General features: G+C 41.4%; 21 protein-coding genes. 13 read left to right on the forward strand and 8 right to left on the reverse strand.

What is annotated here, in order from left to right:
- Positions 1-27 precede the first annotated feature (27 nt).
- The 8 genes from GVK91_RS05120 to GVK91_RS05155 all read right to left on the reverse strand — a co-directional run bounded on the left by GVK91_RS05120 (position 28) and on the right by GVK91_RS05155 (position 11,659).
- Entirely contained in the window at positions 28-1,080 is a 1,053-nt protein-coding gene (locus GVK91_RS05120) for a glycoside hydrolase family 43 protein (RefSeq protein WP_153844258.1), read from the reverse strand.
- A gap of 1 nt (position 1,081) precedes the next feature.
- Entirely contained in the window at positions 1,082-3,043 is a 1,962-nt protein-coding gene (locus GVK91_RS05125) for an alpha-L-arabinofuranosidase C-terminal domain-containing protein (RefSeq protein WP_153844259.1), read from the reverse strand.
- Between the two features lie 101 nt (positions 3,044-3,144).
- Positions 3,145-4,689, reverse strand: coding sequence for an alpha-N-arabinofuranosidase (locus GVK91_RS05130; protein ID WP_153844260.1), 1,545 nt, complete (start codon positions 4,687-4,689; stop codon positions 3,145-3,147).
- Between the two features lie 13 nt (positions 4,690-4,702).
- Positions 4,703-5,851, reverse strand: a complete 1,149-nt coding sequence (locus GVK91_RS05135; protein WP_153844261.1) for an aldose epimerase family protein — start codon at positions 5,849-5,851, stop codon at positions 4,703-4,705.
- A 95-nt stretch (positions 5,852-5,946) separates the two neighbouring features.
- Positions 5,947-7,647, reverse strand: coding sequence for a sodium/solute symporter (locus GVK91_RS05140; protein WP_075994355.1), 1,701 nt, complete (start codon positions 7,645-7,647; stop codon positions 5,947-5,949).
- Between the two features lie 68 nt (positions 7,648-7,715).
- Positions 7,716-9,218 (reverse strand): L-arabinose isomerase, encoded by a 1,503-nt coding sequence (gene araA / locus GVK91_RS05145; protein ID WP_159727350.1) that lies wholly within the window; start codon positions 9,216-9,218, stop codon positions 7,716-7,718.
- 42 nt (positions 9,219-9,260) lie between these two features.
- Positions 9,261-9,953, reverse strand: coding sequence for an L-ribulose-5-phosphate 4-epimerase (locus GVK91_RS05150; RefSeq protein WP_153844263.1), 693 nt, complete (start codon positions 9,951-9,953; stop codon positions 9,261-9,263).
- A gap of 17 nt (positions 9,954-9,970) precedes the next feature.
- The gene (locus GVK91_RS05155; RefSeq protein WP_153844264.1) at positions 9,971-11,659 is read right to left on the reverse strand and encodes a ribulokinase; all 1,689 of its coding nucleotides are present in this window, start codon (positions 11,657-11,659) and stop codon (positions 9,971-9,973) included.
- A gap of 331 nt (positions 11,660-11,990) precedes the next feature.
- On the opposite strand from GVK91_RS05155, the gene GVK91_RS05160 reads away from it, so the two are divergent.
- The 13 genes from GVK91_RS05160 (at position 11,991) to GVK91_RS05220 (ending at position 26,676) form a co-directional block, all read left to right on the forward strand.
- Positions 11,991-12,695, forward strand: coding sequence for an NUDIX domain-containing protein (locus tag GVK91_RS05160; RefSeq protein ID WP_153844265.1), 705 nt, complete (start codon positions 11,991-11,993; stop codon positions 12,693-12,695).
- A 147-nt stretch (positions 12,696-12,842) separates the two neighbouring features.
- The gene (locus GVK91_RS05165; protein WP_159727352.1) at positions 12,843-13,493 is read left to right on the forward strand and encodes a hypothetical protein; all 651 of its coding nucleotides are present in this window, start codon (positions 12,843-12,845) and stop codon (positions 13,491-13,493) included.
- 367 nt (positions 13,494-13,860) lie between these two features.
- Positions 13,861-15,363, forward strand: coding sequence for a F0F1 ATP synthase subunit beta (gene atpD, locus GVK91_RS05170; protein ID WP_075994361.1), 1,503 nt, complete (start codon positions 13,861-13,863; stop codon positions 15,361-15,363).
- 21 nt (positions 15,364-15,384) lie between these two features.
- Positions 15,385-15,633 carry an ATP synthase F1 subunit epsilon gene (gene atpC, locus GVK91_RS05175; RefSeq protein WP_120335003.1) on the forward strand — a complete coding sequence of 83 codons (249 nt, stop codon included), beginning with the start codon at positions 15,385-15,387 and terminating at the stop codon, positions 15,631-15,633.
- Between the two features lie 398 nt (positions 15,634-16,031).
- Complete coding sequence (locus tag GVK91_RS05180) at positions 16,032-16,922, forward strand: branched-chain amino acid transaminase (RefSeq protein WP_159727354.1); 891 nt, start codon at positions 16,032-16,034, stop codon at positions 16,920-16,922.
- Complete coding sequence (ilvD, locus tag GVK91_RS05185) at positions 16,906-18,606, forward strand: dihydroxy-acid dehydratase (protein ID WP_159727356.1); 1,701 nt, start codon at positions 16,906-16,908, stop codon at positions 18,604-18,606. Before GVK91_RS05180 ends, ilvD begins: the two co-directional genes overlap by 17 nt.
- Positions 18,607-18,723: 117 nt before the next feature.
- Entirely contained in the window at positions 18,724-20,466 is a 1,743-nt protein-coding gene (ilvB, locus tag GVK91_RS05190; protein WP_153844269.1) for a biosynthetic-type acetolactate synthase large subunit, read from the forward strand.
- Between the two features lie 8 nt (positions 20,467-20,474).
- Positions 20,475-21,065 (forward strand): acetolactate synthase small subunit, encoded by a 591-nt coding sequence (ilvN, locus tag GVK91_RS05195; RefSeq protein WP_070570155.1) that lies wholly within the window; start codon positions 20,475-20,477, stop codon positions 21,063-21,065.
- A 14-nt stretch (positions 21,066-21,079) separates the two neighbouring features.
- Positions 21,080-21,544, forward strand: coding sequence for a DinB family protein (locus GVK91_RS05200; protein ID WP_220801573.1), 465 nt, complete (start codon positions 21,080-21,082; stop codon positions 21,542-21,544).
- A gap of 45 nt (positions 21,545-21,589) precedes the next feature.
- Positions 21,590-23,071: a ketol-acid reductoisomerase gene (gene ilvC, locus GVK91_RS05205; protein ID WP_088163107.1), complete on the forward strand. Its 1,482-nt coding sequence runs from the start codon at positions 21,590-21,592 to the stop codon at positions 23,069-23,071.
- 134 nt (positions 23,072-23,205) lie between these two features.
- Positions 23,206-24,603: a 3-isopropylmalate dehydratase large subunit gene (leuC, locus tag GVK91_RS05210; RefSeq protein ID WP_153844270.1), complete on the forward strand. Its 1,398-nt coding sequence runs from the start codon at positions 23,206-23,208 to the stop codon at positions 24,601-24,603.
- 10 nt (positions 24,604-24,613) lie between these two features.
- Positions 24,614-25,204: a 3-isopropylmalate dehydratase small subunit gene (gene leuD, locus GVK91_RS05215; RefSeq protein ID WP_153844271.1), complete on the forward strand. Its 591-nt coding sequence runs from the start codon at positions 24,614-24,616 to the stop codon at positions 25,202-25,204.
- A complete protein-coding gene (locus GVK91_RS05220) occupies positions 25,198-26,676 on the forward strand; it encodes an ATP-binding cassette domain-containing protein (protein WP_153844272.1) in 1,479 nt (492 codons plus the stop codon). The genes leuD and GVK91_RS05220 overlap by 7 nt, the downstream gene beginning before the upstream one ends.
- Positions 26,677-26,687 lie beyond the last annotated feature (11 nt).

Here is a 26,687-nt window from a genome sequence, read left to right on the forward strand (position 1 = left end):
GTTATTTCATTTGTAAATAGCACATTACTATTTTTTTTGCATCGACAAATCAAACTGCCAATGCTTTGCCAATCGCTCCAGCTCTTGTTTTGTTATTGGGATGACAGCGCCATGTTTAGGCGAAGTGAAATTAGTAGATTTCATTTTACCTGCATTAAAGTGTCCCAAATCAACAAAATTTTTAAAATCTGTTGTTTCACTGAAGCCAAAATTATGGGGCGAGATCCCATAGATATCATACATCAAAACCCATTTATCTTCCCCAATCCTTTTCCACACATTCGGAGCTTCGCAGGCTTCTGGCTCAGGATCATAGAAGCGATCATCGTACTGATAAGGGCCATTTGGATAATCTGACACAGCTTGCTTAATGCCCGGAACACCATGGTGGGCGACATAAAAAAGATGGTATTTATTGCCCACTTTCGTAATATCGCCATCGATGTAATTTTTATTTGCTTTGGGGTATTGAAACAAAAGCTGTGGTTCTGATTCAAATGCTGTAAACTCCTTATTTAAATAGGCATAATAGAGCTGATTCAGTCCATTGCCAAACCGCATCGTAAAATAGATCATCATCTTCCCAGTACGATCATCATAGATGAGTTCGGGAGCCCAGAAGGACCCTACATTTTCCCAACCTTGAAAGGCTTTCTCCAAGTAGAGCTCCGTATGGTTCCAGTGAATTAAATCAGTCGATTTCATTAAGACAATACCCCGGTTGTTACCCCATCCAAATGCGACTCCGTCACGCTCCCATTCCGTATTTCTATAACCCTGCTTTTGTGCGTAGATATGTAAATCCGTCATGACCATATAAAAATAACCATCTTTCCCCCGCATGATATAGGGATCCCGAATACCTTTCTGCTGTGCAATGCTATCGCCGGCAATGATCGGTTTTCCTTTATTGATATCGGTGAAAGAATAGCCATCCTGACTTATTGCAAAATACAGCCCGTGGCTTTCATCCTTGAAATAAACCATCAGGTAAGCAGCCAGATCTGATTCCTTTACCTGTGCAAACAAGTTATGCGCAAATAGGATCAGGATAGTAAAAAGGAGTGTGCGGATGTTCATCTTATTTCACGGTCAATTTTATCAAGGTCAAGGAATAAGGTTCAAATGTTTCAACAATTGTCTTTCCCTTATAAGTTACTGTATTTTGTTTTGGACGGATGTTCAATGGTTCCTCGATACTGTTACTCAGGTTTAGATTGGCGTTGGCCAAAGTGATTTTCTCTGCTCTCGCAGCAGGCTTTTTCTTCGAATCTACATCAAGGTTCACTTTCATCGGCTTACTATTGTAATTGACGACTTTCACGATAAGCTGTTGCGCAGCTGCATCAAATACTGCCGAAGCATATAGGCTATCTTTGCCAGCTACGAATTCACCATCCCGTTTGATCGGAACAATGTTTGTCCCTTTATTGGTAGCATATAATTTTTGTACTTGGTAGCTCGGTGTTCCATATACCTGCAAGTTATCAACCCAAATTAAATCCGGTGACCACTGCCAACCATCGACATGACCGAATAATGGCGCATAAGATGCCATCTCCACTACGTCACCATTTCGTTCCAGGCCCGTCATGAAAGCGGCTTCCGAGAGGGCCGCCTCCCAGGTACTTTTCCCTGGACCGTTTGGTCGTGTCGTATGCGAAGCGTATTCCCCTGCGAAAATTTTCACCCCATTTCTAGTGTAATTATCATAGCGATTGGCGCTCGAAAGAAACCAGGATGGTGGACGGTAATAATGTTCATCAATGATATTGATATTCATCGCCCGCAGCTTATCATTTAAGAAATCAAAGCGATCTCCTTCGGGATCAGTGCCCGAACTGGCGATAATTTTGATCTCTGGATGCTTTTCGTTTAACGCTTTCTTGAAGACGGCCAACCGTTCGATATATTGCGGGCCCCAATTTTCATTTCCAACTCCCAGCATTTTGAGGTGGAAAGGCTCAGGGTGCCCCATATCCGCCCGTAATTTCCCCCATTTTGTATCTGTTGTACCATTAGCAAATTCAATCAGATCCAAAGCGTCTTGAACATAGGTATCAAGTTCGTCCAATGGTACAAGTTCCGCCGTATTAAATTGGCAGGCCATACCGCAATTGAGAATGGGAACTGGAGATGCTCCAATATCTTCTGCCAGTAAAAAGTATTCATAAAATCCTAAACCAAAAGTCTGAAAATAATCAGGTGTCAGACGATGGCTGAATTCGGTATTCCACCGGTTGATAATCAATTCCCTTTCCGTTATTGGTCCAACAGTTTTTTTCCATTGAAAGCGATTGGCCAAATCTTTCCCTTCAACAATACAGCCTCCAGGAAAGCGGATAAAGCCGGGTTTCATATCGGCAAGCATCTGAACCATATCTTTACGTAGACCCTTCGGTCTTCCTTTCCAGGTGTCTATTGGAAATAACGAAAGCATATCTACGTCTAACGTACCCGTCCCTGTAAACCAAACATTTAACTTGGCTTTATCTGTCGTTTGGTTGACAGGGAATTTGACTGCAGCTTCAGACCATGATCCGACGGGTTCAAGAGGAAGTTCAGCTGCGCCAATAACCTTATTCTGTTGATCGAGCAGCTCAACATGGATTTTCATCCCCTTAGCTGCACTTTGATATTGTACAGAGAACTCATATGCTGCCCCCGCTTTCACCCCCATTCCTCTAAAGCCTTCATTTTGTAGCCCTAATTTCAAATTAGCCGCATTGTTTATCCTTAAATAACGTTTATTCCCTTTACGTTTGCTATCGTTTAGCAGCAGGTAGGTTCCCTCAGGACCATTTTCGAGTTTTTTCCAACCCATCCAAGGCTGATCAAACTCAAATGATCTATTCTTTACCAATTCAGCATAGATTCCTCCATCGGCACCAAGATTGATATCTTCAAAAAAGACGCCCCACATATGTGGCGATATTTTGCCTGTAGGTTTATCCAAAGCAATATTTAATGTTATCGGTGACTGTGCCATTGCTGAAGAGCCCAAGCTCGCTAACAGTAACAGTATTGACACTACTCTTTTCATCCCTATATGTATTTGTTCAACAATAATTTATCATTTCAGGTTTTTACACCAGCCCTAACAGCATAAATAGGATAACATGACAATCCTATCAAAATTGGCTGTTATATTAATTCCAATACAATAACTGAAAATGCAGGAATGTCCACTTCAATGGCACCACCATTCACTACCTTTGCCTTATTGTACACAACAGGTTTAATTGTTGTCGGCTTCTTGAAGGAATTATAATCGCGTAGATTCTCTGCGGTAAGAATTCGGCCTGAAATTTTTGCAGCTTTCACTGAACCGAGATCCACACGTACCTTATTATTCTTTTTCGGATCAATATTTACCAAGGAGATATGTGTACGGCCCTGCTTGTCTTGTGACGCTGAAACCGACACGGCGGGAATTTTTTCCTGGTTAAATTCAAAATCCGTTGATTGAAGGGAAATAGGAATTAACTTAGCATCCTGATGTACCTTATACATTTCCATCACATGATAAGTCGGCGTCAAAATCATATTCTTTCCTTCTGTTAGAATAACCGCTTGCAATACATTCACAGCCTGCGCTAGATTGGCCATCTTCACCCGACGAGCATGATTGTTAAAGATATTGAGTGTCATTCCTGCAATCATGGCATCACGCATGGTATTTTGTTGGTAGAGAAAACCCGGATTCGTACCAGGCTCTACCGCATACCAGCCTCCCCATTCGTCTACGATCAGATCCACAAGTCCTTTCGGATCGTATTTGTCCATAATGGCGATATTCTTCTCCACCAGCTCATTCATAAACCAAGCTGATTTCATGGTTTTAAAATACTCCTCCTCCGAATATTGGGTCGCAGAGCCCTTGTTATCCCAGTTGATCACTGCATAGTGATGAAGTCCCATGCCTTTCATCAAACCACTCGGAATTTTCTTCATGAGTGTCTCCGTCCAATTGTAATCTGCACTATTAGCTCCTGATGCTATCCGATACAAACCACTTCCATTGGTCCAATCCGACATAAAAGTGGCGTATTTGCGATAAATGTCGGTATAGTAATCGGCGGTCATATTTCCACCACAGCCCCAGGCTTCATTTCCTACGCCCCAAAATTTTACCTTCCAAGGTTCCTGCCGACCATTTTTTCGTCGCCAATCCGACATGGGGCTTTCTCCTTTAAAATTCACATATTGGACCCAGTCAGCAAGCTCCTGTACCTCACCGCTCCCCACATTACCCGCCAGATAAGGTTCCGCACCAAGCAATTCACACATATTGAGAAAATCATGTGTGCCAAAAGAATTATCCTCTGTCACGCCACCCCACCAGTTGTTTACGATAGCAGGACGCTGCGCTTTGGGCCCAACTCCATCCTTCCAATGATACGTATCGGCAAAACATCCTCCTGGCCAACGTAAATTGGGAATGTTTAAATTCTTAAGGGCTTCGATGACATCTTTTCGGACGCCATCGGAATGGGGAATCGAGTCATTTTTCTCCCCGACATAAAATCCATCATAAATACAGCGTCCCAAATGTTCGGCAAAATGTCCATAAATATGTCGACTTATAATCTGCTCCTGCTGCGGTGTTTCCAATCTTACACTACTCTGTCCATACAACAATCCAGTGGCTAGCGTAAAAACAACGCCTAATTTTAATCTTAGCTTCATTATATAGATTTTATTATTTCACACTGAATTGGTAGGTTGTTTTTGAACTATATTTTTCTCCAGGTTTTAATACCGTTGATGCAAAATTGGGGTGATTTGGTGCGTCTGGAAAATGTTGTGTCTCCAAACAGAAAGCAGAACGGAATGGATACACTTTTCCCTCTTTCCCTTTAGGGTCAGAATCCTTCATAAAATTACCACTGTAAAACTGTAAACCGGGTTCGGTTGTGTAGATGTCCATTTCAATACCTGTTTTAGCGGCATACACCTGTGCGACCTTCTGGAAACCATCCTTCTTGTTTAGTTCAAAATTATGGTCATAGCCTTTTCCGATCCTCAGTTGTGCATTTTCTTCTTCAATACGAGCACCAATACGTGTCGGTTTTGTAAAATCGAATGCTGTTCCCGCTACAGGCAAACTCTTTCCAGTTGGAATCAAGGTATTGTCAACTTCGGTAATTGCCTTTGCATCAATTTGAAGTTCATGATCCAAAATAGAAGAATCTCCAGCCCCATTGAGGTTAAAATAAGCGTGGTTGGTCAGATTTAAGACCGTCTCTTTATCTGTTGTCGCTTGATAGGCTATGGCTAAAGCACCGTTGTCCTCCAGGGTATAGGTAACCTCCATCTTGACCGTTCCCGGATAACCCGCTTCTTTATCAGGTGAGGTATAGGCTAATGTGATTGATGTCGAAGTGCTACTGACTACAGCCCACACTTTATTGTAAACGCCATTGGTACCGCCATGAAGTGAATTCTCGCCATCATTCTTTTCTAAAGAATAAACCTCACCATTCAGTTTAAATGATGCTTTGCCAATCCGATTCCCATAACGCCCTACAATTGCGCCGTAAAAATTATTATAGTTATCCTTGTATTCTTTGGCCGAATCATAGCCCAAAATCACATCAGTCAATTTACCGTCTTTATCTGGCACTTTTAAACTTACCAGGCGTGCGCCATAATTTGTCAATGTAATAGCGAGTTTGTTATTCTTGAGCTGGAATAGTTTAACTTCTTTACCATCAATCTGGCTATCAAAAGCTTGGTTGGAGGTAGAGTCAGCCAAGGTCGCTGCTTGTTTACTTTGAGTTGATGAAGACTGGCAGCCATAAGCCAATGAAGCACAAGTCAACAAACCAATAATAATTTTCTTATTCATCTGCAATTAAGTTTTACCCCATCGGTCTGATGGAGGCTTCCTAATCTTAATTAGGAATGGTTCATAATCATTTAATTATTCAAATGGCAACATTTCTACCAAAAACGCACATAGATAGCAGTCACCAACAATAAAGTCACAACAATTAATGCCAATACGGACGGTTCCACTTTAAACATAGATCGATCCAATACAAAAGCTTTTGGATTAACTTTTGGTCCAAATAAGCTGACAGCAATCATAGCGATCATCGTAAACACAAATGCTAGTCCCATACATATCTGAAATGGAATTTCATAAACGCCCGCTTTGTTAAGATATGCCGTATAGATCCATGTTTCTGGTCCGAAAACTTTTGTTGCAAACTCGTTGAAAAATACCGACAATGCAAATCCCGTTACAAGGCCTGTAATGGCGGCTGCGCCCGTGGTCCTTTTCCAGAACATACCGAGCAAAAACATCGCAAAAACCCCCGGACTGATAAAGCCTGTATATTTTTGGATAAAAGTAAATCCTCCGGCACCACCGATGCCCAGTGCATCATTCCAGGTAAATAAAACAGAAAGTAGAATAGAGATCACAATTGTTATCTTTCCAACCCAGACCATTTTTGCTTCGCTCGCATCTTTATTGATGTATTTTTTAAAGATATCCAGTGTAAAGATCGTTGCGATACTATTTGCTTTTCCGGCCAATCCGGCCACAATAGCAGCTGTAAGCGCCGCCAGTGCAAGTCCTTTCATTCCATTTGGCAGATAGCCCAATATCGCCGAATACGCATTATCGGCATGAAACACCCCTCCAGGAGCCATTTCGTGTTGTAACGCACCATTTTTATAAAGCACATAAGCAGCTATCCCGGGAAGCATAACGATAATCGGCATAAACAACTTTAGAAATCCTGCAAAAAGAATCCCTGTGCGTGCCGTCTTTAAATCTGCTCCCAAAGCGCGTTGTGTGATGTATTGGTTACAGCCCCAGTAATTTAGGTTGACAATCCAGATCCCAGCAAGGTACATCCCTATTCCAGGCAGCATCAGATATTTATTGATATCTTCCTGACTGGCACCCGGCCCTGGTTTATCGACAAATAGGTTGAAATGCTCCGGCGAATCTTCCATCAGTTTATTGAATCCAGCTAAGGCGTCTTGTCCCAAACCAAAATGTTCACTGACCAAGGTCAATGCCACATAGGTCGTCGCTATACCACCAATAATTAATACAACAACCTGAATAACATCTGTAAAGCCAATAACACGCATTCCGCCCAAAGTGATGATAACGGCAAATACGGCTAGAGCAACTGTAATGGTGTGGAAGCTGTCGCCACCTCCGGCCATACTCGAAATGGCGATTGCCCCGAGATACAAAATGGAAGTCAGATTGACAAAAACGTACAAAAACAACCAGAAGATTGCCATAATAAGACTCGTCGTTTCATTGTATCGGTTGTTCAAAAACTGAGGCATCGTAAAAATCTTGTTTTTCAGATAGACCGGAATAAACCAAACCGCAACAATAATTAGCGCTACCGCAGCAATGAGCTCATAAGCGGCTACAGCAATACCGACCTCAAATCCATTACCGCTCATACCAATAAACTGCTCAGCAGAAATATTCGATGCGATCAACGAAGAGCCTATGGCCCACCAGGTCAGTGATCCTTCCGCCAGAAAGTAGTCCTTGCTACTGCTTAAACTATTCGTCTTTTTACGATAAATCCAGTAGCCATAGCCGGCTACAATAAAGAAGTAAATTACGAAGATGATGTAATCTACCGTTGCAAATTTTTCCATATTTCCCAAATTGGTTATTATCAATAAGCCATCTATACCCGAAGAGCAGGTATAAATGGCTTAGTTTATTATTTACTCAGTAAATAATAAAGTTCATTCCATTTCAATTGATCTTCGAGTTTCGCTACCGTAGTATCCTCGTCGATCAATACATATTCCAGTCCGGCAATACGTGCAAAATCTTCCAGGTATTCGGGTGTTAAGCTCAAGCTGTAGGCGGTATGATGTGCCCCCCCTGCCACAATCCAGGCACTACAGCCCGTTTTCATATCAGGAAGCGGTTTCCATAGTACCCGCGCAACAGGAAGCTTAGGCAACTCTTCTTCCACAGCAACACCTTGTACTTTATTCACGATCAAACGAAAACGCGTTCCCATATCGACCAAAGAGGCATTCAATGCATCTCCGCTCTGGCCATTGAAAACCAAACGGGCAGGATCCGCCTTGCCGCCAATTCCTAGCGGATGTACTTCTATACGTGGTTTTCCAGTTGCTAAAGCGGGGTCCACTTCTAACATATGTGAGCCAAGTACCATGGGATTATACGGATCAAAATGGTAGGTGTAGTCCTCCATAAATGCGGTCGTTCCCGCTAATCCTGCTCCCATCACTTTGCAAGCGCGCACCAAAGCTGGAGTCTTCCAATCCCCTTCGCCGGCAAAACCATAACCCTCAGCCATTAAACGTTGTACCGCCAAGCCCGGAAGTTGTACCATCCCATGCAGATCCTCAAAGGTATCCGTAAAACCTTTAAAGTTTCCTTGTTCCAAAAATTTCCGTAGGCCAATTTCTATTTTAGCAGCTTCGATGAGGTTAGTATGATATTCACCGTCAACTTTTACATTTTCGGCAAGTTCATAAGTCGCTTCGTACTCCGCTAATAATGCCGCGATTTCCGCTTCCGTACTCGCATTGATAACCTCTACCAAATCACCAATGGCATAGGTGTTTACAGCGAAACCAAATTGTGACTCTGCCTCCACTTTATCGCCATCTGTAACAGCCACATAACGCATGTTATCGCCAAATCTTGCAAATTTAGCACCTTGCCAGTCGTGCCATCCCGCGGCTGCACGCGCCCAAACATTAATCCGTTCCAGCACTTCCGCATCTTGCCAATGCCCTGTTACGACTTTACGACCTATTTTTAAGCGGCTAACGATGTGTCCAAATTCGCGATCCCCATGCGCACTTTGGTTGAGATTCATAAAATCCATATCGATACTATTCCATGGGATATCCTGATTATACTGCGTATGCAGATGCAACAATGGCTTTTGCAAGGCTTTTAATCCTCTGATCCACATCTTTGCAGGTGAAAATGTATGCATCCAGGTAATAACCCCAATACAGTTTTTTTCATTGTTGGCGGCTGCCAATGTTGCATAAATCTCGTCCGTATTTTTTACGATCGGTTTATATTTTACCGCTACTGGAATCGCTGCTTGGGTATGTAAATAATTGGCTATTTCCTCAGCATGTAGGGCAACTTGTCGCAAGGTTTCTTCACCATATAGGTCTTGGCTTCCCACGACAAACCAGACCTCAAGCTCTTTTAAATTGATATTCATGTTAAATTGTAGTTTTTGCTATAGATTTTTTATTACTGAAAATTATTGACCATAATAGGCGTTGGCTCCATGCTTCCGTTCGTAATGCTTTTTGATCAGTGCAGGCTTTAATCGAGGCGCACTCGGATTGATCTGTTCTGTCAACCAAGCCATTTTAGCAACCTGTTCCAATACTGCACTGTTATAAACAGACTTTGTTCCAGTTTTACCCCAGGCAAACGGCGCGTGGTTACCAACCAGAATCATTTCCACCTCTTTATAATCCAGCTTATTTTCGGCAAAGTGATTGATAATCTGAAACCCCGTTTCATGCTCGTAGTTTCCGGAGATCATCTCATCGTGCATTGGTGGAGCACAGGGAATATCGACCGTCAAATGATCTGCATGTGTCGTTCCGAAAATGGGAATATCCCGTTGCGCCTGTGCCCATGCTGTCGCATAGGTGGAGTGTGTGTGGGTGATCCCACCGATTTCCTTCCAATGTTTATACAATAGCGCATGAGTTTTCGTATCTGATGATGGCCGAAGATTACCCTCAACCACATGACCATCAAAGTCTACAATCACCATATGTTCCGGTGAAAGCTCGTCATAGGGAACCCCACTTGGTTTAATCGCAAAAACTTCCTGACGACGATCGACAACACTCACATTTCCAAATGTAAAAAGCACCAATCCCAGCTGGGGCAATTGCATATTGCAATGGTAGGCTTCTTCTTTAATTGAATTATACATGATTAAAATTTGAATGGTTAAACAGTAATGGCTAGCGATTCCTTTCCTTCGATGAAAGCTCCCAGAGCCTTGTAATGTTCATAGCGTTCGGCATAGATGGTTACCCATTTTTCCTCAGGTATATAGGTTCGTTCAAAACCTTGCCCCATTGCCTTCATGGCATCCTCAACTCGGTCATATAAACCAGCAACTGTTGCGGCGAACATTGCTGCGCCAATGGCACAAGTCTGCTCACTTTTATGAATACGAATAGGCATATTCATCACATTAGCCATCATTTGCATAATAAAAGGCGATTTCTTTGCAACTCCACCTAAACCGATCAAGCCTTTTACCGGAATACCCTGCTCCACGAAACGGTCAACAATAGCCTTCGCGCCAAAACAAGTCGCTTCGACAATCGCCCTGAAGATCCGAGGTGCATCTGTTCCAAGGTGCAAGCCTGTAATCGCTCCTTTCAAGGATTGATCCGCATCCGGAGTTCGACGACCATTGAGCCAGTCCAAAGCTAATTCAGATGTTGCCGTTACGGGAAGTAATGCCGCCTGCTCACTTAGACTGAACAAGAGTTTCTCTTCCAGAGTTGCCATCAACTGTTCACGCGTATGCGCTTCGATCTCTTCAATATCTTGTATCAAATTTTTCGTTGGCCACAGTAACACCTGTTTCAGCCAAGCGTAAGCATCTCCAAATGCCGATTGCCCAGCTTCCATACCAATCATTCCCGGTATAATCGAACCGTCTACCTGACCGCAGATTCCCCTGACCAACGTATGCTGAACCTCCTCCTTTGGGGCAACTAGCATATCACAGGTCGACGTCCCCATCACCTTACTCAGATAATATGGCTCAATTTGTCCTCCAACTGCCCCCATATGACAGTCAAATGCACCGACACCAACAACGACTGATGTTGTAAGACCTAATCGTTGCGCCCATTCTTCCGAAAGCTGACCGGCAGATTGATCAGCAGTGTATGTTTCAGAAAACAAACGATCAACCAAACCATCCAGCAATGGATCAAGTGTTGAAAAGAAAGAATTTGGAGGTAGGCCATCAAATTCTTTGGCCCAAAGCGATTTATGACCTGCTGAACAAACCCCACGCTTCATAGCAGACACCTGTGTTCCTCCAGTCAATAGAAAAGGAATATAATCACAATGCTCAACCCAGCTATATGTGGCGGTACGGACCTTTTCATCAGTCCTAAAAACATGAAGTAATTTGGCCCAGAACCATTCCGAAGAGTATACTCCGCCCACATACTTCAAATAATCCACCGGACTATTTTGATTGTGCAGGTTAATTTCTTTGGCCTCACCAACAGCTGTATGATCTTTCCATAAGACAAACATGGCATTGGGATTGTCTTTAAACTCGTCCAACAACGCCAATGGAACCCCGGCTGCGTTTACGGCAACTGGAGTAGATCCCGTTGTATCCACGGAAATTGCTTTTACAGCCGCGCCAATATTGTCGATTTCCGATTTGAGCAAACAATCTTTTATTGTCGCTTCCAAGCCTTCGATATAATCCAACGGGTGTTGCCTAAACTGATTTAAAGCAGCATCACAATACTCCCCTCTTTTCCAACGCGGGTAGTAAAATACAGAAGAAGCTATTTCCTCGCCATTGTTAGCATCAACCAATACCGAACGGACCGAATCACTTCCATAGTCCACCCCAATGACATACGATTTATTCATTTTTGCTGAATTTGGTTTATAACTTATAATTGTCTCTAACGCCTTATTTTTCAATATCCCCCTTTTTGAAGTTCGTCTTGAAAAAATAATTAGTGTCAAATAAACATTTATTTTTTTAAATATGAAAGAAAATTTTCATATTTAAAAAATAGAGCTAACTTCATAGCAGCAAATTATGGTTAACCCGAATTCCTGACATAGGTGTATAAAAGCCTTTTAAAGGGATGTAACAGACAATTATTATACTTATTTTTAGCTATTTACTTTTTTACATAGTTTTGCTCGTGGAATAAATGGGGTGGTGTCAGATAAAAAGATAAAACGATAGACGATGGAATATTATAAAAAAGATTCAGGGATCCTTTTGGCAGTAGACTGTATCATATTTGGATTTAACGGCGAATCCCTTGAAGTACTTTTAATTAAACGTGATTTCGAACCAGAAAGAAATAAATGGAGTCTGATGGGTGGTTTCGTTCAATCCGACGAAAGTCCGGAAGAGGCGGCGAGCCGAGTGCTCAAACAGTTAACAGGACTTGAGAATGTATACATGGAGCAATGTAGTGTATTCGGTGAACCTCAGCGTGAACCTAGCGACCGGGTTGTTAGTATCTGTTATTTTGCGCTGATTGATACGCAGCAATATAAACATATCCTAAGTGACGATTACGAAGCTCAATGGTTTCCATTACGGGAGCACCCAACGCTGATCTTCGATCATGATCAGATGATCGCTTCGGCACAGCACCGTCTACGCATGAAAGCAGCTTTGTATCCGATATTATTTGAACTGCTGCCCGAGAAATTCACGATTCCCCAGATTGCAGCACTCTATGAGGGAGTTTACAATATCGAGTTGGATAAGCGCAATTTCAGCCGAAAACTGCTTTCCTCAGACCTCATAATCAAACTGGAGGAAAAGGATAAGGAAAATTCAAAAAAAGGAGCATACTATTTCAAATTAAATACGGCGATCTATAAGGAAAAGATCATGTCCTTTTTACGGTATTTGCCAAGTTGGTCTATCGAATCATGATAAAGTAACGGGAAATGACCTATGGGAATTGGAATATATTTCACTTAACATTTTCGTTTTTTCAATAATTCCTTATATTTATCACAGGTATATCCTAGTTTTACAATTAGGATAAGCTAGATTAACGCATTTTATAAAATAAACAACATGAGCAAATTGAGATTAGCATTTATATTCTTTACGATTTTATTTATTTCATCACATACGCTATTGGAGGCACAACCTCCTGCTGCGGCTCCCGCCACTACAGCAGCACAACAGGATAATGCCTTCAAGTACAGTCCGGATGGATTAAAAAAAGGAAGTTTGGCAAATCAATTTGACCACCTGAATTATATTTCGAAAAACAACTATGATTTCAAGATGGTGCGAAAAACCAATCTTGATATTGTGAAACGAAATGTAATTGATACCGTAGCAAAACTCCACAAGGAAATCAGCTCTTTAAAATCATCTTCAAGCAACTATACATCCAACACCAAAACTTTACAAGATTCTATTCAGGTTTTAAAGGATCAGCTGACACAGGAGAAGGAAAAAACAGAAAGTTTCTCTTTCTTAGGAATCAATACATCTAAAACTTTTTACAATACTGTTGTTTGGACGATCATTGCCGTATTGGCAGTAGCAGCATTTATCTTTTTATTTTCTTATCGGAAAGCGAAAGTGGACACGGTGGAATTCCAAAAAACGGCCGAGCAATCGCAGGAGGAATTCGCTACTTTCCGCAAAAAGTCCATGGAAAAGGAACAACTGCTCAAGCGCCAGTTGCAGGACGAACTAAACAAAAAAATCTAGTCCTGCTTTTCATAAAATAGCAGATTTATTTTGATCGACCTGTAACGAATCCTAGAGGCACTCCGTTACAGGTCGATTTTATTTAATCAGGTTCCATTCCTAAAACGAATAAAAGATTCAGTGAAGTAAAGCTCTAAACTTCAAAAATACGTAGCCCGATAAAAGAGAAAAACTATATTTGGAGGTATAGAAATCGAAACATACAGAATTACAATAGATAACATTTTGACCTACATTAATAAAATTGTAATTTAATTGCAAATTCTATTTGTTTTTAAAAACGAATAACCTTATTTTTGCTGACCAAAAAAGAGGCCTTTTATGTCTCTTATATAAAATTGATTAATAAATATTTAGTCCCTATAATATGCCCAAGATTGGTAAAATAGCGCAGATTATCGGCCCAGTTGTTGACGTCAACTTCGCCGACAGTGAAAATCTACCTAAAATTTACGATGCATTGTACATTCAAAAAGAAAATGGACAACGTGTTGTATTAGAAGTTCAACAACACTTAGGTCAGGATCGTGTACGTACAATTGCCATGGACGCAACTGAAGGTTTAGTTCGCGGAATGGAAGTTGTCGATACTGGTGCTCCTATCAAAATGCCTGTTGGTGAAGAAATCAAAGGTCGTGTATTCAATGTAGTTGGTGATGCCATAGACGGGATCCAAAATTTGAATAAGGAGAATGGTCGTCCTATCCACAACGTACCTCCTAAATTCGAAGATTTGTCAACTGAATCCGAAGTACTTTTTACTGGTATCAAAGTTATTGACCTTTTAGAGCCATATGCTAAAGGTGGTAAAATTGGTTTATTCGGTGGTGCCGGTGTAGGTAAAACTGTATTAATCCAAGAATTAATCAATAATATCGCAAAAGGTCACGGTGGTCTTTCTGTATTCGCTGGCGTAGGTGAACGTACACGTGAAGGTAATGACTTATTGCGCGAGATGTTGGAGTCTGGTATCATCAAATATGGTGAGCACTTTATGGAAGGCATGGAAAAAGGCGAATGGCCTTTGGATACTGTTGACCACGAATTGATGAAAGATTCTAAATGTACTTTCGTATTCGGTCAAATGAACGAGCCTCCTGGTGCACGTGCACGTGTTGCTTTATCAGGTTTGACAGTTGCGGAATACTTCCGTGACGGTGATGGCGAAGGTCAAGGCCGTGACGTATTATTCTTCATCGATAATATCTTCCGTTTTACACAAGCAGGTTCTGAAGTATCTGCCCTATTGGGTCGTATGCCTTCAGCTGTAGGTTACCAACCAACATTGGCAACTGAAATGGGTTTAATGCAAGAGCGTATCACTTCAACTAAAAACGGATCAATCACTTCGGTTCAAGCCGTATATGTACCTGCCGATGACTTAACTGACCCTGCTCCAGCGACAACTTTCGCTCACTTGGATGCAACTACAGTATTGTCTCGTAAAATCGCTGAGCTAGGTATCTACCCTGCTGTGGATCCTTTGGATTCTACATCACGTATCCTTTCTCCTGCCGTTTTAGGTAACGAACACTATAATACTGCACAACGTGTAAAAGAAATTCTTCAACGTTACAAAGAATTACAAGATATCATCGCCATCTTAGGTATGGACGAATTATCAGAAGAAGATAAACAAACTGTACACCGCGCACGTCGTGTACAACGTTTCTTATCCCAACCTTTCCACGTTGCAGAACAATTTACAGGTTTAAAAGGTGTATTGGTAGACATCAAAGATACCATCAAAGGTTTCAATATGATCATTGACGGTGAAGTAGATGAGTACCCTGAAGCTGCCTTCAACTTAGTAGGTAACATTGATGATGCTATCGAAAAAGGTAAAAAATTATTAGCAGAAGCAGTTTAATCTAGATTATATCTAAGAATAATGAAATTAACAATTATCACTCCAGACAAATTAGCATTCGAAGGCGAAGTAACTTCAGTTACTGTACCGGGCACTGCGGGTTCTTTTCAAATTTTGAAAGACCACGCTGCCATTGTTTCTACTTTGGAAGATGGAAAAGTAATTATTCAACAAGGTAAAGGTGGACAAGAAGTGTTCATTAAAGGTGGTGTTGTGGAAGCAAAAGACAATGTCATTACCGTGCTTGCTGAAGGAATTATCGGAGATTAAATCAAATCGATTTTATAAAATCTAAAAAGCTTCCGATAGAAATATCGGAAGCTTTTTTTTTAAAGTTTTTTTGACATTTTCTTCATTTTAGGAAGAAAATTGGCCATTGTAACAAAAAATAATTTTTTGACCCTGTAGACCAATTTTAAATATGGTATACGACTAACAAAATATAAAACCGAATAAAACGAGTTACTGAAAAATAAAATTTTACAAAAACAGATTTAATAAAATTTTATTCTAAATACAAAATTAGCACTTTACCTATTGCCAATTATTGTAATTCCTGCTACCTTGAGGAAATGAAATTCGAAAGTTTTTATAGAAGCTTGAGATAGCATGATTTACCACCAATATTACAACAAAGGGAACTATTATACTTAGGTAAATTTTGGGTTATGAAATATTACGATAAAAACACGTTGATCTATTTAGATGGAGCTTTTGTAAAAGCTTCCGAAGCTGCATTGGATCCCTTTGCACAGTCACTGCATTATGGGTATGCAGTGTTCGATGGTTTACGTGCGTATAATACCCACAATGGACCACGTATCTTTAAAGCTGACATGCATTTCGATCGCTTAAAGAGATCGTGTGAAGCAGTTAATATTCCCTATCGTTGGAGCAACAGAGAGCTGATCGACATCTGTTATGAACTCCTGGCCAACAACAACCTAAGAGAAGCTTATATACGTCCATTAGTATTGACCGGTTCAAATATGCACCTAACCTCATCAACCGAAGCAACCATCATGATGGCAGCATGGGAATGGGGGCCATATCTTGGTCAAAACCTATTAAAGGTATGTATCTCTGATATCAAAAGACCTAATCCAAAGTCGTTTAAAATTGACTCGAAGATCTCTGGGCAATATGTAAACTCCATCCTTGCGACAACAGAAGCTATCAGGAAGGGTTACGACGAAGCGTTAATGCTCGACCACGAAGGCTGCGTTGCCCAAGCATCCAGTGAAAATATTTTCATCGAAAAGGATTTCAAAATCTATACGCCGCCAGTGAAGAATATCTTCCCGGGCATTACACGCCAGACTGTAAAAAACATTTGTAAAAAATTAAACTTCGAAGTCATTGAAAAGCAGTTGACGATAGAAGACATTTACACTGCTGACAGCGCTTTCTTATGCGGGACTGCGGCAGAAATTATCGGAATCAAACAAGTCGATGATGTCATCTACAAAGAAGCCTGGGAACACAGCATAGGTGCATCAATCCAAAGAAGATATAAAAATTTAGTATTAGAGAACGAAAATTATGAAGTCATCATCTAACGGCGAAAACGGAATGAACAAATACAGCCGTACATTTACACAAGACGAAACGCAACCTGCTGCAAAAGCAATGCTTTATGGTATCGGTCTTACGGATGCCGACATGGACAAAGCACAGGTCGGTATTGCCAGCATGGGATATGATGGTAATACGTGTAATATGCACTTAAATGATTTGGCACAAATCGTCAAGAAGGGCGTTTGGAACAATGATTTAGTGGGTTTGACCTTTGGAACCATTGGCGTCAGTGACGGTATGAGCAACGGTACCGATGGGATGCGTTATTCGTTGGTAAGTCGTGATGTGATCGCTGATAGTATCGAAACGATCTGTGGTGGACAATATTATGATGGCTTGATCTCTATTCCTGGCTGTGACAAAAACATGCCTGGTGCAATTATGGCAATGGCTCGCTTGGACCGTCCTTCTTTAATGGTATATGGCGGTACTATCGCTCCAGGCCACTATAAAGGTGAAGAATTAAACATTGTGTCTGCATTTGAAGCATTGGGACAACGCATCTGCGGAAATCTTTCCGATGAAGACTATGAAGGCATTATCAAACATACCTGCCCTGGTGCTGGTGCTTGTGGCGGAATGTATACTGCAAATACCATGGCTTCGGCAATTGAAGCCTTGGGAATGAGCTTACCATACTCATCTTCCAATCCAGCGATCTCGGAAGAAAAGAAAAATGAATGTTTAGAGGCAGGTCAACATATCCGCACGCTACTTGAGAAAGATATCAAGCCCTCTGATATCATGACACGTAAAGCATTTGAGAACGCGCTACGTACCATTGTTATCTTGGGTGGCAGTACCAATGCTGTACTTCACTTTATTGCAATAGGCAAAGCCGTAGGCGTAGACATCACGCAAGACGACTTCCAACGCATGAGTGACGAAACCCCTGTATTAGCGGACTTTAAACCGTCCGGTAAATACTTAATGCAAGATCTTCAGCAATTTGGTGGAACTCCTGCTGTTATGAAATATCTTTTAAATGAGGGTTTACTTCATGGCGACTGTATCACGGTAACAGGAAAAACGGTCGCTGAGAACTTGGCTGATGTTAAATCAATCATGGAATATGATCAACCGATCATCAAACCATTGAGCGATCCAATCAAGGCTACAGGACACTTACAGATTCTTTACGGGAACTTAGCAGAGAAAGGTTCTGTTGCCAAGATCTCCGGCAAAGAAGGTGAAAAATTCACTGGCCCTGCACGTGTATTCGACGGAGAGCACGATTTAGTGGCCGGTATTGCATCTGGCAGAATCAAAAAAGGAGATGTTGTCGTGATCAAAAATGAAGGTCCTGTTGGAGCACCCGGCATGCCTGAAATGCTTAAACCTACGTCACTGATAATCGGCGCGGGTCTAGGTAAATCTGTCGCTTTAATCACCGATGGCCGTTTCTCAGGTGGAACACATGGTTTTGTCGTAGGACATATCACACCGGAATCTTACAAAGGCGGATTAATCGGTCTTGTACATGATGATGACATTATCGAGATCGATGCAGTAAATAATAGCATCAATGTGCTACTTTCCGATGAAGAGATCGCGCAACGCCGTGCCGCTTGGGTACAACCAGCGTTAAAAGTTAACAAAGGAGTTTTATACAAATACGCTAAAACTGTTGCCGATGCCTCAGAAGGCTGTGTAACGGATCAGTAGAAAATAAAAAACAGAGACATTAAGCAAATAGAGACCTAAACAATCGATGCTTAATGTCTCAGATCTAATATCTAAATACTAAAAGACTGAATAATCAACAATAAAAAAATCAACGTAATGAGTACACTGGAAATAACAGAAAATAAGGCCGCTACAGCGCAGCAAACTCCGACACAAATTTCGGGATCGAAAGCTGTATTGGAGGCCTTATTGAGCGAAGGAGTTGATACCGTATTTGGTTATCCTGGAGGCGCAATTATGCCGATCTATGATGCCCTTTATGATTATACGGATCGTCTGAAGCATATTTTAGTGCGCCATGAACAAGGTGGAATCCACGCGGCGCAAGGTTATGCAAGAACTTCAGGTCGTACAGGCGTCGTCTTTGCGACAAGTGGTCCTGGAGCAACAAACCTAGTTACTGGACTGGCTGATGCCATGATCGATAGTAACCCTATCGTCTGTGTCACAGGTCAGGTCTTTGCTTCACTATTGGGAACAGATGCTTTTCAGGAAACAGATGTCATCAATATCACGGCACCAGTCACAAAATGGAACTACCAAGTCACCGACGCAACTGAAATTCCAGCTGCACTCGCAAAAGCATTTTATATTGCCAGCACAGGTCGTCCAGGACCGGTATTGATCGATATCACTAAAAATGCACAGCTACAATTGTTCGATTACTTCGGTTACGAAAAATGCAACCACGTTCGTAGCTATAGACCTGCACCACAAGTTCGTAAAGAATATGTTGAGCAGGCAGCCGAGTTAATCAACAATGCAAAAAAACCGTTTGTCCTTTTTGGACAAGGCATCATCTTGGGGAAAGCAGAAGAAGAGTTCAAAGCTTTTATCGAGAAGACAGGAATTCCATCGGCAGCGACCGTAATGGGGTTAAGTGCACTTCCAACGGATCACAAACTCCATGTAGGAATGCTCGGAATGCATGGTAACTATGCGCCAAACGTGATGACAAACGAATGTGATGTTTTAATTGCTATCGGTATGCGTTTCGATGACCGTGTAACAGGTCGTTTGGACAAATATGCCAAACAGGCAAAAGTAATCCATTTGGATATAGACCCGGCAGAGATTGACAAAAACGTACAGACAACCGTACCTGTATGGGGCGACTGTAAAGAAACTCTTCCGATGCTTACAGAATTGGTAACGGCCGTGGATCACTCCGCTTGGCTTGCACAATTCCGTGAACTTGAAAAAGAAGAAATCAAAGAAGTCATCCAAAATGAGCTTCATCCTCAAACTGATATCATGACCATGGGTGAAGTGATCAACGTATTGAATGAATTGACAGGTGGTGATGCAATCATTACAACGGACGTCGGTCAACACCAAATGGTAACTTGTCGCTATGCTAAATTCAACAACAGCAAATCGAATGTAACCTCAGGGGGCTTAGGAACGATGGGCTTTGGTCTTCCGGCAGCAATCGGTGCCTGGTACGGCGCTCCAGAGAAAACTGTCGTAGCAATCATCGGTGATGGTGGTATACAAATGACGATCCAGGAGCTCGGAACGATTATGCAATTTGGCGCAAAAGTCAAAATCATGATCCTCAATAATGAATTCTTGGGCATGGTACGCCAGTGGCAGCAATTGTTCCACGACAGACGTTATTCATTCGTGAATATCACGAGTCCTGACTTTGTTGCAGTAGCGAAAGGCTATTACATCGACGGTCAGAAGATTTCGGAACGTAAAGACCTACGTAATGCCCTGAAAACCATGATTGATCACGACGGAGCATATCTATTGGAAGTGATGGTAGGTAAGGAAAACAATGTATTTCCAATGGTTGCACAAGGAACATCGGTATCTGAGATACGTTTAAAGTAGAATTTAACATGGAAAAACAAGAATATACCATCACCCTATATACAGAGAATTCTATCGGTCTTATCGGTCGGATCTCAACAATTTTTTCAAGAAGAAAAATCAATATTGAAAGCTTGAATACTTCTCCTTCTGAAGTAGAAGGAATACATCGTTTTACCATCGTAATCACGGAGGCTGAAGATGTTCTGCGTAAGCTTTGTCGTCAACTGGAAAAACAGATTGATATCCTCAAGGCCTATTACAACACTAATGATGAAGTGATCTGGCAAGAACAGGCGCTGTATAAAGTGCCTGCGGATGTTGTCAATGAAAAGGTATATGTAGAACGCTTATTACGTCAATATGGCGCCAATGTTGTTGTGATCCGCAACGACTATATCGTCTTTGAAACTGCAGGTCACCGCGAGGAGATCGATAAGTTGACAGAAGAATTGACCAAATATGGTTTGATCGAATTTGTCCGTGGCGCACGTATCGCCATCATTAAAGATAGTGCAGGTTTCCATTCCAAATTGGTTCAGTTTGAAGCCAAGGAACCATCGATAGAAATTGTAGAAAACGAGTATCTCGACAAAAGAGATGACGTATTTACGATGTAAGCTTTAATAGTATTATGCAAGAGACATTTAAATTTATCTTAAAGTCACGTCAAAAATTCATTGAATTACTTGACGGTCTTTCCATTGAACAGCTTAACAAAATTCCCGCGGGATTTAACAACAATATTATCTGGAATTTTGCCCACATTGTCGTCAGTACACAGACCTTGGTTTATGTCCGTACAGGAATCAAGGCCGATACGACTTGGGTGAACTATAACGAAGATTATAAAAAAGATACCAAGCCAACCCGCTTTGTTGAACAAGCAGAGGTTGATGAATTGAAAGAAATTGCAATCCGCAGTATTGAGCAAATTGCTGCTGACTATGAAAACGGTGTTTTCGGAGAAATCACCTCGTTTTCAACAGCAACCTATGGCTATCCAATGGATACCATTGAAGAAGTTATAGCCCTGACATCAGGACACGATAACGTTCATTTCGGTTACGCAATGGCTCAACGCAGATTAGTACAATAATTAAAATAAATAATCAACAACCCATAACAGAAAGAAAGTAAAACAATGGCAAATTATTTCAACACCTTACCGCTTAGAGAGCAGTTAGAACAATTAAGTCACGCTGAATTCATGGACAACACCGAATTCACGGATGGTGTAAATGCTTTAAAAGGTAAAAAAATCGTAATCGTAGGATGTGGTGCGCAAGGCTTGAACCAAGGTTTAAACTTAAGAGATAGCGGACTGGACGTTTCTTATGCTTTGCGTAAAGAAGCTATTGAACAAAAAAGAGATTCTTGGAAAAACGCTACGGACAACAACTTTAACGTAGGCACTTACGAAGAATTGATCCCATCTGCGGATTTAGTTATCAACTTGACTCCAGATAAACAACATACTTCAGTAATCAACGCTGTAATGCCCTTGATGAAAGAAGGCGCTACGTTATCGTATTCACACGGTTTCAACATCGTTGAAGAAGGTATGCAGATCCGTAAAGATATTACTGTCATCATGGTTGCTCCAAAATGTCCAGGTTCTGAGGTTCGTGCAGAATACCTTCGTGGTTTTGGTGTTCCTACCTTGATCGCTGTTCATCCGGAAAATGATCCACAAGGAAAAGGCTGGGCTGAAGCGAAAGCGTACTGTGTAGGAACAGGTGGACACAAGGCTGGTGTATTGAAATCTTCATTCGTAGCTGAGGTAAAATCAGATTTGATGGGTGAGCAAACGATTCTTTGTGGATTGTTGCAAACAGGATCGATCTTGTCTTTCGACAAAATGATCGAGAAAGGTATCGAAGCTGGTTACGCATCCAAATTGGTACAATACGGTGTAGAAGTGATTACGGAAGCCTTGAAACATGGTGGTGTGAGCGGAATGATGGACCGTTTGAGCAATCCCGCAAAAGTAAAAGCATTTGAGATCTCAGAAGAATTGAAGGATATTATGCGTCCTTTATTCCAAAAACACCAAGATGATATCATGTCAGGTCACTTTAGCAAGACCATGATGGAAGATTGGGCAAATGGTGATGCAAATTTATTGAAATGGAGAGCCGAAACAGGTGAAACTGCATTCGAAAAAACACCTGCTGGTGATGTTAAAATCAACGAACAAGAGTACTTCGACAACTATACACTGATGGTTGCTTTCATCCGCGCAGGTGTTGAGTTGGCATTCGAAACAATGGTTGAAGCAGGTATCAAACCAGAATCAGCATACTACGAATCATTGCACGAAACACCATTGATCGCTAACACAATCGCTCGTAAGAAGTTGTTCGAAATGAACCGTGTTATCTCTGATACAGCAGAATACGGTTGTTACCTATTCGACCAAGCTTGTAAACCTTTGTTGGCAGACTTCATGAAAACTGTTGATACGGATTTAGTCGGTAAAAACTTTAACGACAACAAAGATGCTGCAGTTGATAACGCACAATTGGTTGTCATCAATGAAATTCTACGCGATCACCCTGTAGAAATCGTTGGTCGCAAATTGCGTAAAGCGATGACTGCAATGAAAGCGATCAAAACTGTTTAAAAGTCCATACGAAATTATACATGCTCCAAAAATCATGAATATTTCGTAATTTAGTATATTGAAATCAAGGTGATATTGAGACATTTACAATATCACCTTGGTTCATATAAAAATAACATAAGAGAGATTAAAAAATGTCAAAAACATTAGTAGAAAAGATTTGGGATGCTCACGTCGTCAAGCGTGAAGAAGGGTTTCCGGATATTATTTATATCGACACCCACTTGATTCATGAAGTTACTTCACCTCAAGCTTTCGATGGCTTGCGTAAAAGAGGAATCCCAGTTTTTCGTCCAAAGCAAACGGTAGCTACTGCCGACCACAACGTACCGACACTCAATCAACATTTACCGATCAAAGAAGAGCTATCCCGTTATCAAGTTGATATGCTCACCAAAAATTGTGCTGAATTTGGTATTGAATTATATGGCTTGGGGCATCCATACCAAGGGATTGTACACGTTATTGGTCCGGAGCTGGGTATCACCCTACCAGGTAAAACGATGGTCTGTGGCGATAGTCATACCTCAACACATGGTGCTTTTGGAGCTATTGCTTTTGGTATTGGGACCTCTCAGGTTGAACAGGTCTTCGCAACACAATGTTTATTGCAGTCGAAGCCAAAAACAATGAAAATTGAAGTTAACGGTACCCTTCAAAAAGGTGTTGGGGCAAAAGATATCATCCTATATATCATCTCCAAAATCTCTGCCGCGGGCGGTACAGGTTACTTTATTGAATATGCTGGTTCAGCAATCCGTTCATTAAGCATGGAAGCACGTATGACCATTTGTAACATGAGTATTGAAATGGGTGCACGCGGAGGCTTAATTGCTCCGGATCAGATCACTTTCGACTATGTAGAAGGCCGTGAATTCGCACCAAAAGGTGAGGAATGGGATCAAGCCTTAGCGTACTGGAAAACATTATATTCTGACGAAGATGCCATCTTTGATAAAGTGTTGACTTTTGATGCTGCAGACATTGCGCCAATGATTACTTATGGCACCAACCCTGGCATGGGTATGGGTATCGCGGAGCATATCCCAGCAACTATCGCACAACCGGAATCAGAAAGACCATCGTACCAAAAAGCATTGGATTACATGGGTTTTAAAGATGATTCAACGGTCTTAGGCAACCGTGTTGATTATGTTTTCATCGGAAGTTGTACCAATTCCCGTATTGAAGATTTACGTGAAGTAGCTTCGTTCGTTAAAGGCAAGCAAAAAGCACAAGACGTTGAAGTATGGATTGTACCGGGCTCAAAACAAGTAGAAAAACAGGCTAAAGAAGAAGGCTTGGATAAAATATTTGAAGCGGCAGGATTCCAGTTACGTGAACCAGGATGTTCGGCATGTTTAGGTATGAACGAAGATAAAATCCCTGCTGGTAAATATTGTGTTTCGACTTCAAATAGAAATTTCGAAGGGCGTCAGGGACCGAATGCCCGCACCATGCTGGTATCTCCTTTGACAGCAGCAGCTGCGGCAGTAACAGGTAAAGTAACAGATGTAAGAGAGTTGATCTAAGCAGAAAAAAATGAAAAAATTTGAAACTTTAACGTCACAGGTAGTCCCTCTACCTATCGAAAATATTGATACCGATCAAATTATTCCCGCACGCTTTCTAAAAGCAACTACGCGCGAAGGTTTTGGTGATAATTTATTCCGCGACTGGCGTTTTGATACAGACAATCAGCCCAAAACTGACTTTGTATTGAACAACCCGACCTATACAGGGAAAATATTGGTTGCCGGTAAGAACTTTGGTTGTGGTTCAAGCCGCGAACATGCCGCATGGGCTATTCAAGACTATGGTTTTGATGTGGTCATCAGCTCATTCTTTGCCGATATATTCAAAGGAAATGCCCTTAACAATGGTGTATTACCGATTCAGGTATCCGAAGAATTTTTGGCAAAAATTTTCGAATTGGTGCACCAAAATCCGACAACAGCGATTATCGTTGATCTTGAAAAACAAACAGTCATGTTGACAGAGACAGGTGATCAATTTGAGTTTGAAATCAATCCATACAAAAAATCATGTTTGATCAATGGATATGATGACATTGATTTTATCCTTAACAAGAAAGATTCAATCGAAGCATTTGAAGCGAACAGACAATGGTAGATCCTGTCGTCCATATTGCCAATTTAACCATTCAGTACGGTAAAGATACCGTACTGCAAGACTTAAATTGGCAAATTTTTCCTGGCGAGCAATGGATCTTAGGCGGTCCGAGCGGTACAGGAAAAACCACACTTGCAAAAGCGATTTCCGGGCAATTGAAGTATGAAGGCGAGATCACATTCCACCTTGATCCAACGAGCCCACTGCCGGCAAAAATTCACTACGTTTCCAATTGGTTTCAGTTTACCAATCTTGAAGGCGATCGCAATTTCTATTACCAACAGCGCTACAACAAATTTGCAAAAAACGATACATTAACGGTTTTTGCTGAGTTGAAACATTTTGCGCAAGAAGAACAGCTTTCTTTTGAAAACGTGCGTTCTTACCTGAACATTTTTGGATTCGAAAATTTCAAAGATCAGCAGTTGATTGAACTTTCGAGTGGCGAACACAAAAGACTGCAATTGATCAAGGCCTTGTGGCTTCAACCGCAGGTGCTCATTATCGACCAGCCTTATACAGGACTAGATGCACAGTCTCGGGAAGATCTCAATCAGATTTTCGATCAGCTAGCGGATAAGGGTGTCACCTTTTTGTTGATAAGTAATGATGACGAACAACCAGACTGTATCAATCGTTTTGCGGAGATTCAGCATGGTAAGATTGTTATTCGCCAAAATAGCAATGAGCTATCCAGAGGATTGCCCCGCACAAGAAAGGCACTCCCCTATTTTCTGCAACGAGCCCCTGAAGTAACTTCTCCGATCATGGTAAAAATGAACAAGATCAATATTTCATACGGCGAAAAACAGGTCTTAAAGAATATTGACTGGGAAGTAAAAGCCGGCGAAAAATGGTTGCTACAAGGGCATAATGGTTCAGGAAAATCCACGTTGCTCAGTTTAATCAACGGCGATCATCCACAGGCCTATGCCAACGACATCCATCTTTTTGGCAAAAAAAGAGGATCTGGAGAAAGCATTTGGGATATCAAAGAACATTTGGGTATTATATCGCCAGAATTGCATTGGTATTATGATATGAATGCCAACGTTGGGCAGACTATTGCTTCTGGATTTTTTGATTCCATGAGCCTATACCAACGATTAGGATTTGAACAACAGCAAAAGCTCGAGCAAATTCTCCATTTTTTTGACCTTAAAGAGGTTAAACACAAAACCTTGGGGTCGTTACCATTAGGCCAACAACGTTTGGTCCTATTGGCTCGCACGATCGTGAAGCATCCAGAATTGCTGATTTTGGACGAACCTTGTCAAGGTTTAGACAAAGAGCAGACCCAGTATTTCAACGATGTCATTGATGACCTCAGTAAAAGTGGCCAGACGCTCATTTATGTAGGGCACTTCCAGACACAACTACCAACGTGCATTGACAATAAAATCGTGTTGGAAAAAGGAGAAGTAAAGGCTGTATCCGAAGTTATCCACAAAAAAGAAGCTTTATCAACATAAAAAATGTGGAA

Origin of the sequence: Sphingobacterium sp. 18053 (assembly GCF_902706145.1) — a bacterium.
Taxonomy (GTDB): Bacteria; Bacteroidota; Bacteroidia; order Sphingobacteriales; family Sphingobacteriaceae; genus Sphingobacterium; species Sphingobacterium paramultivorum.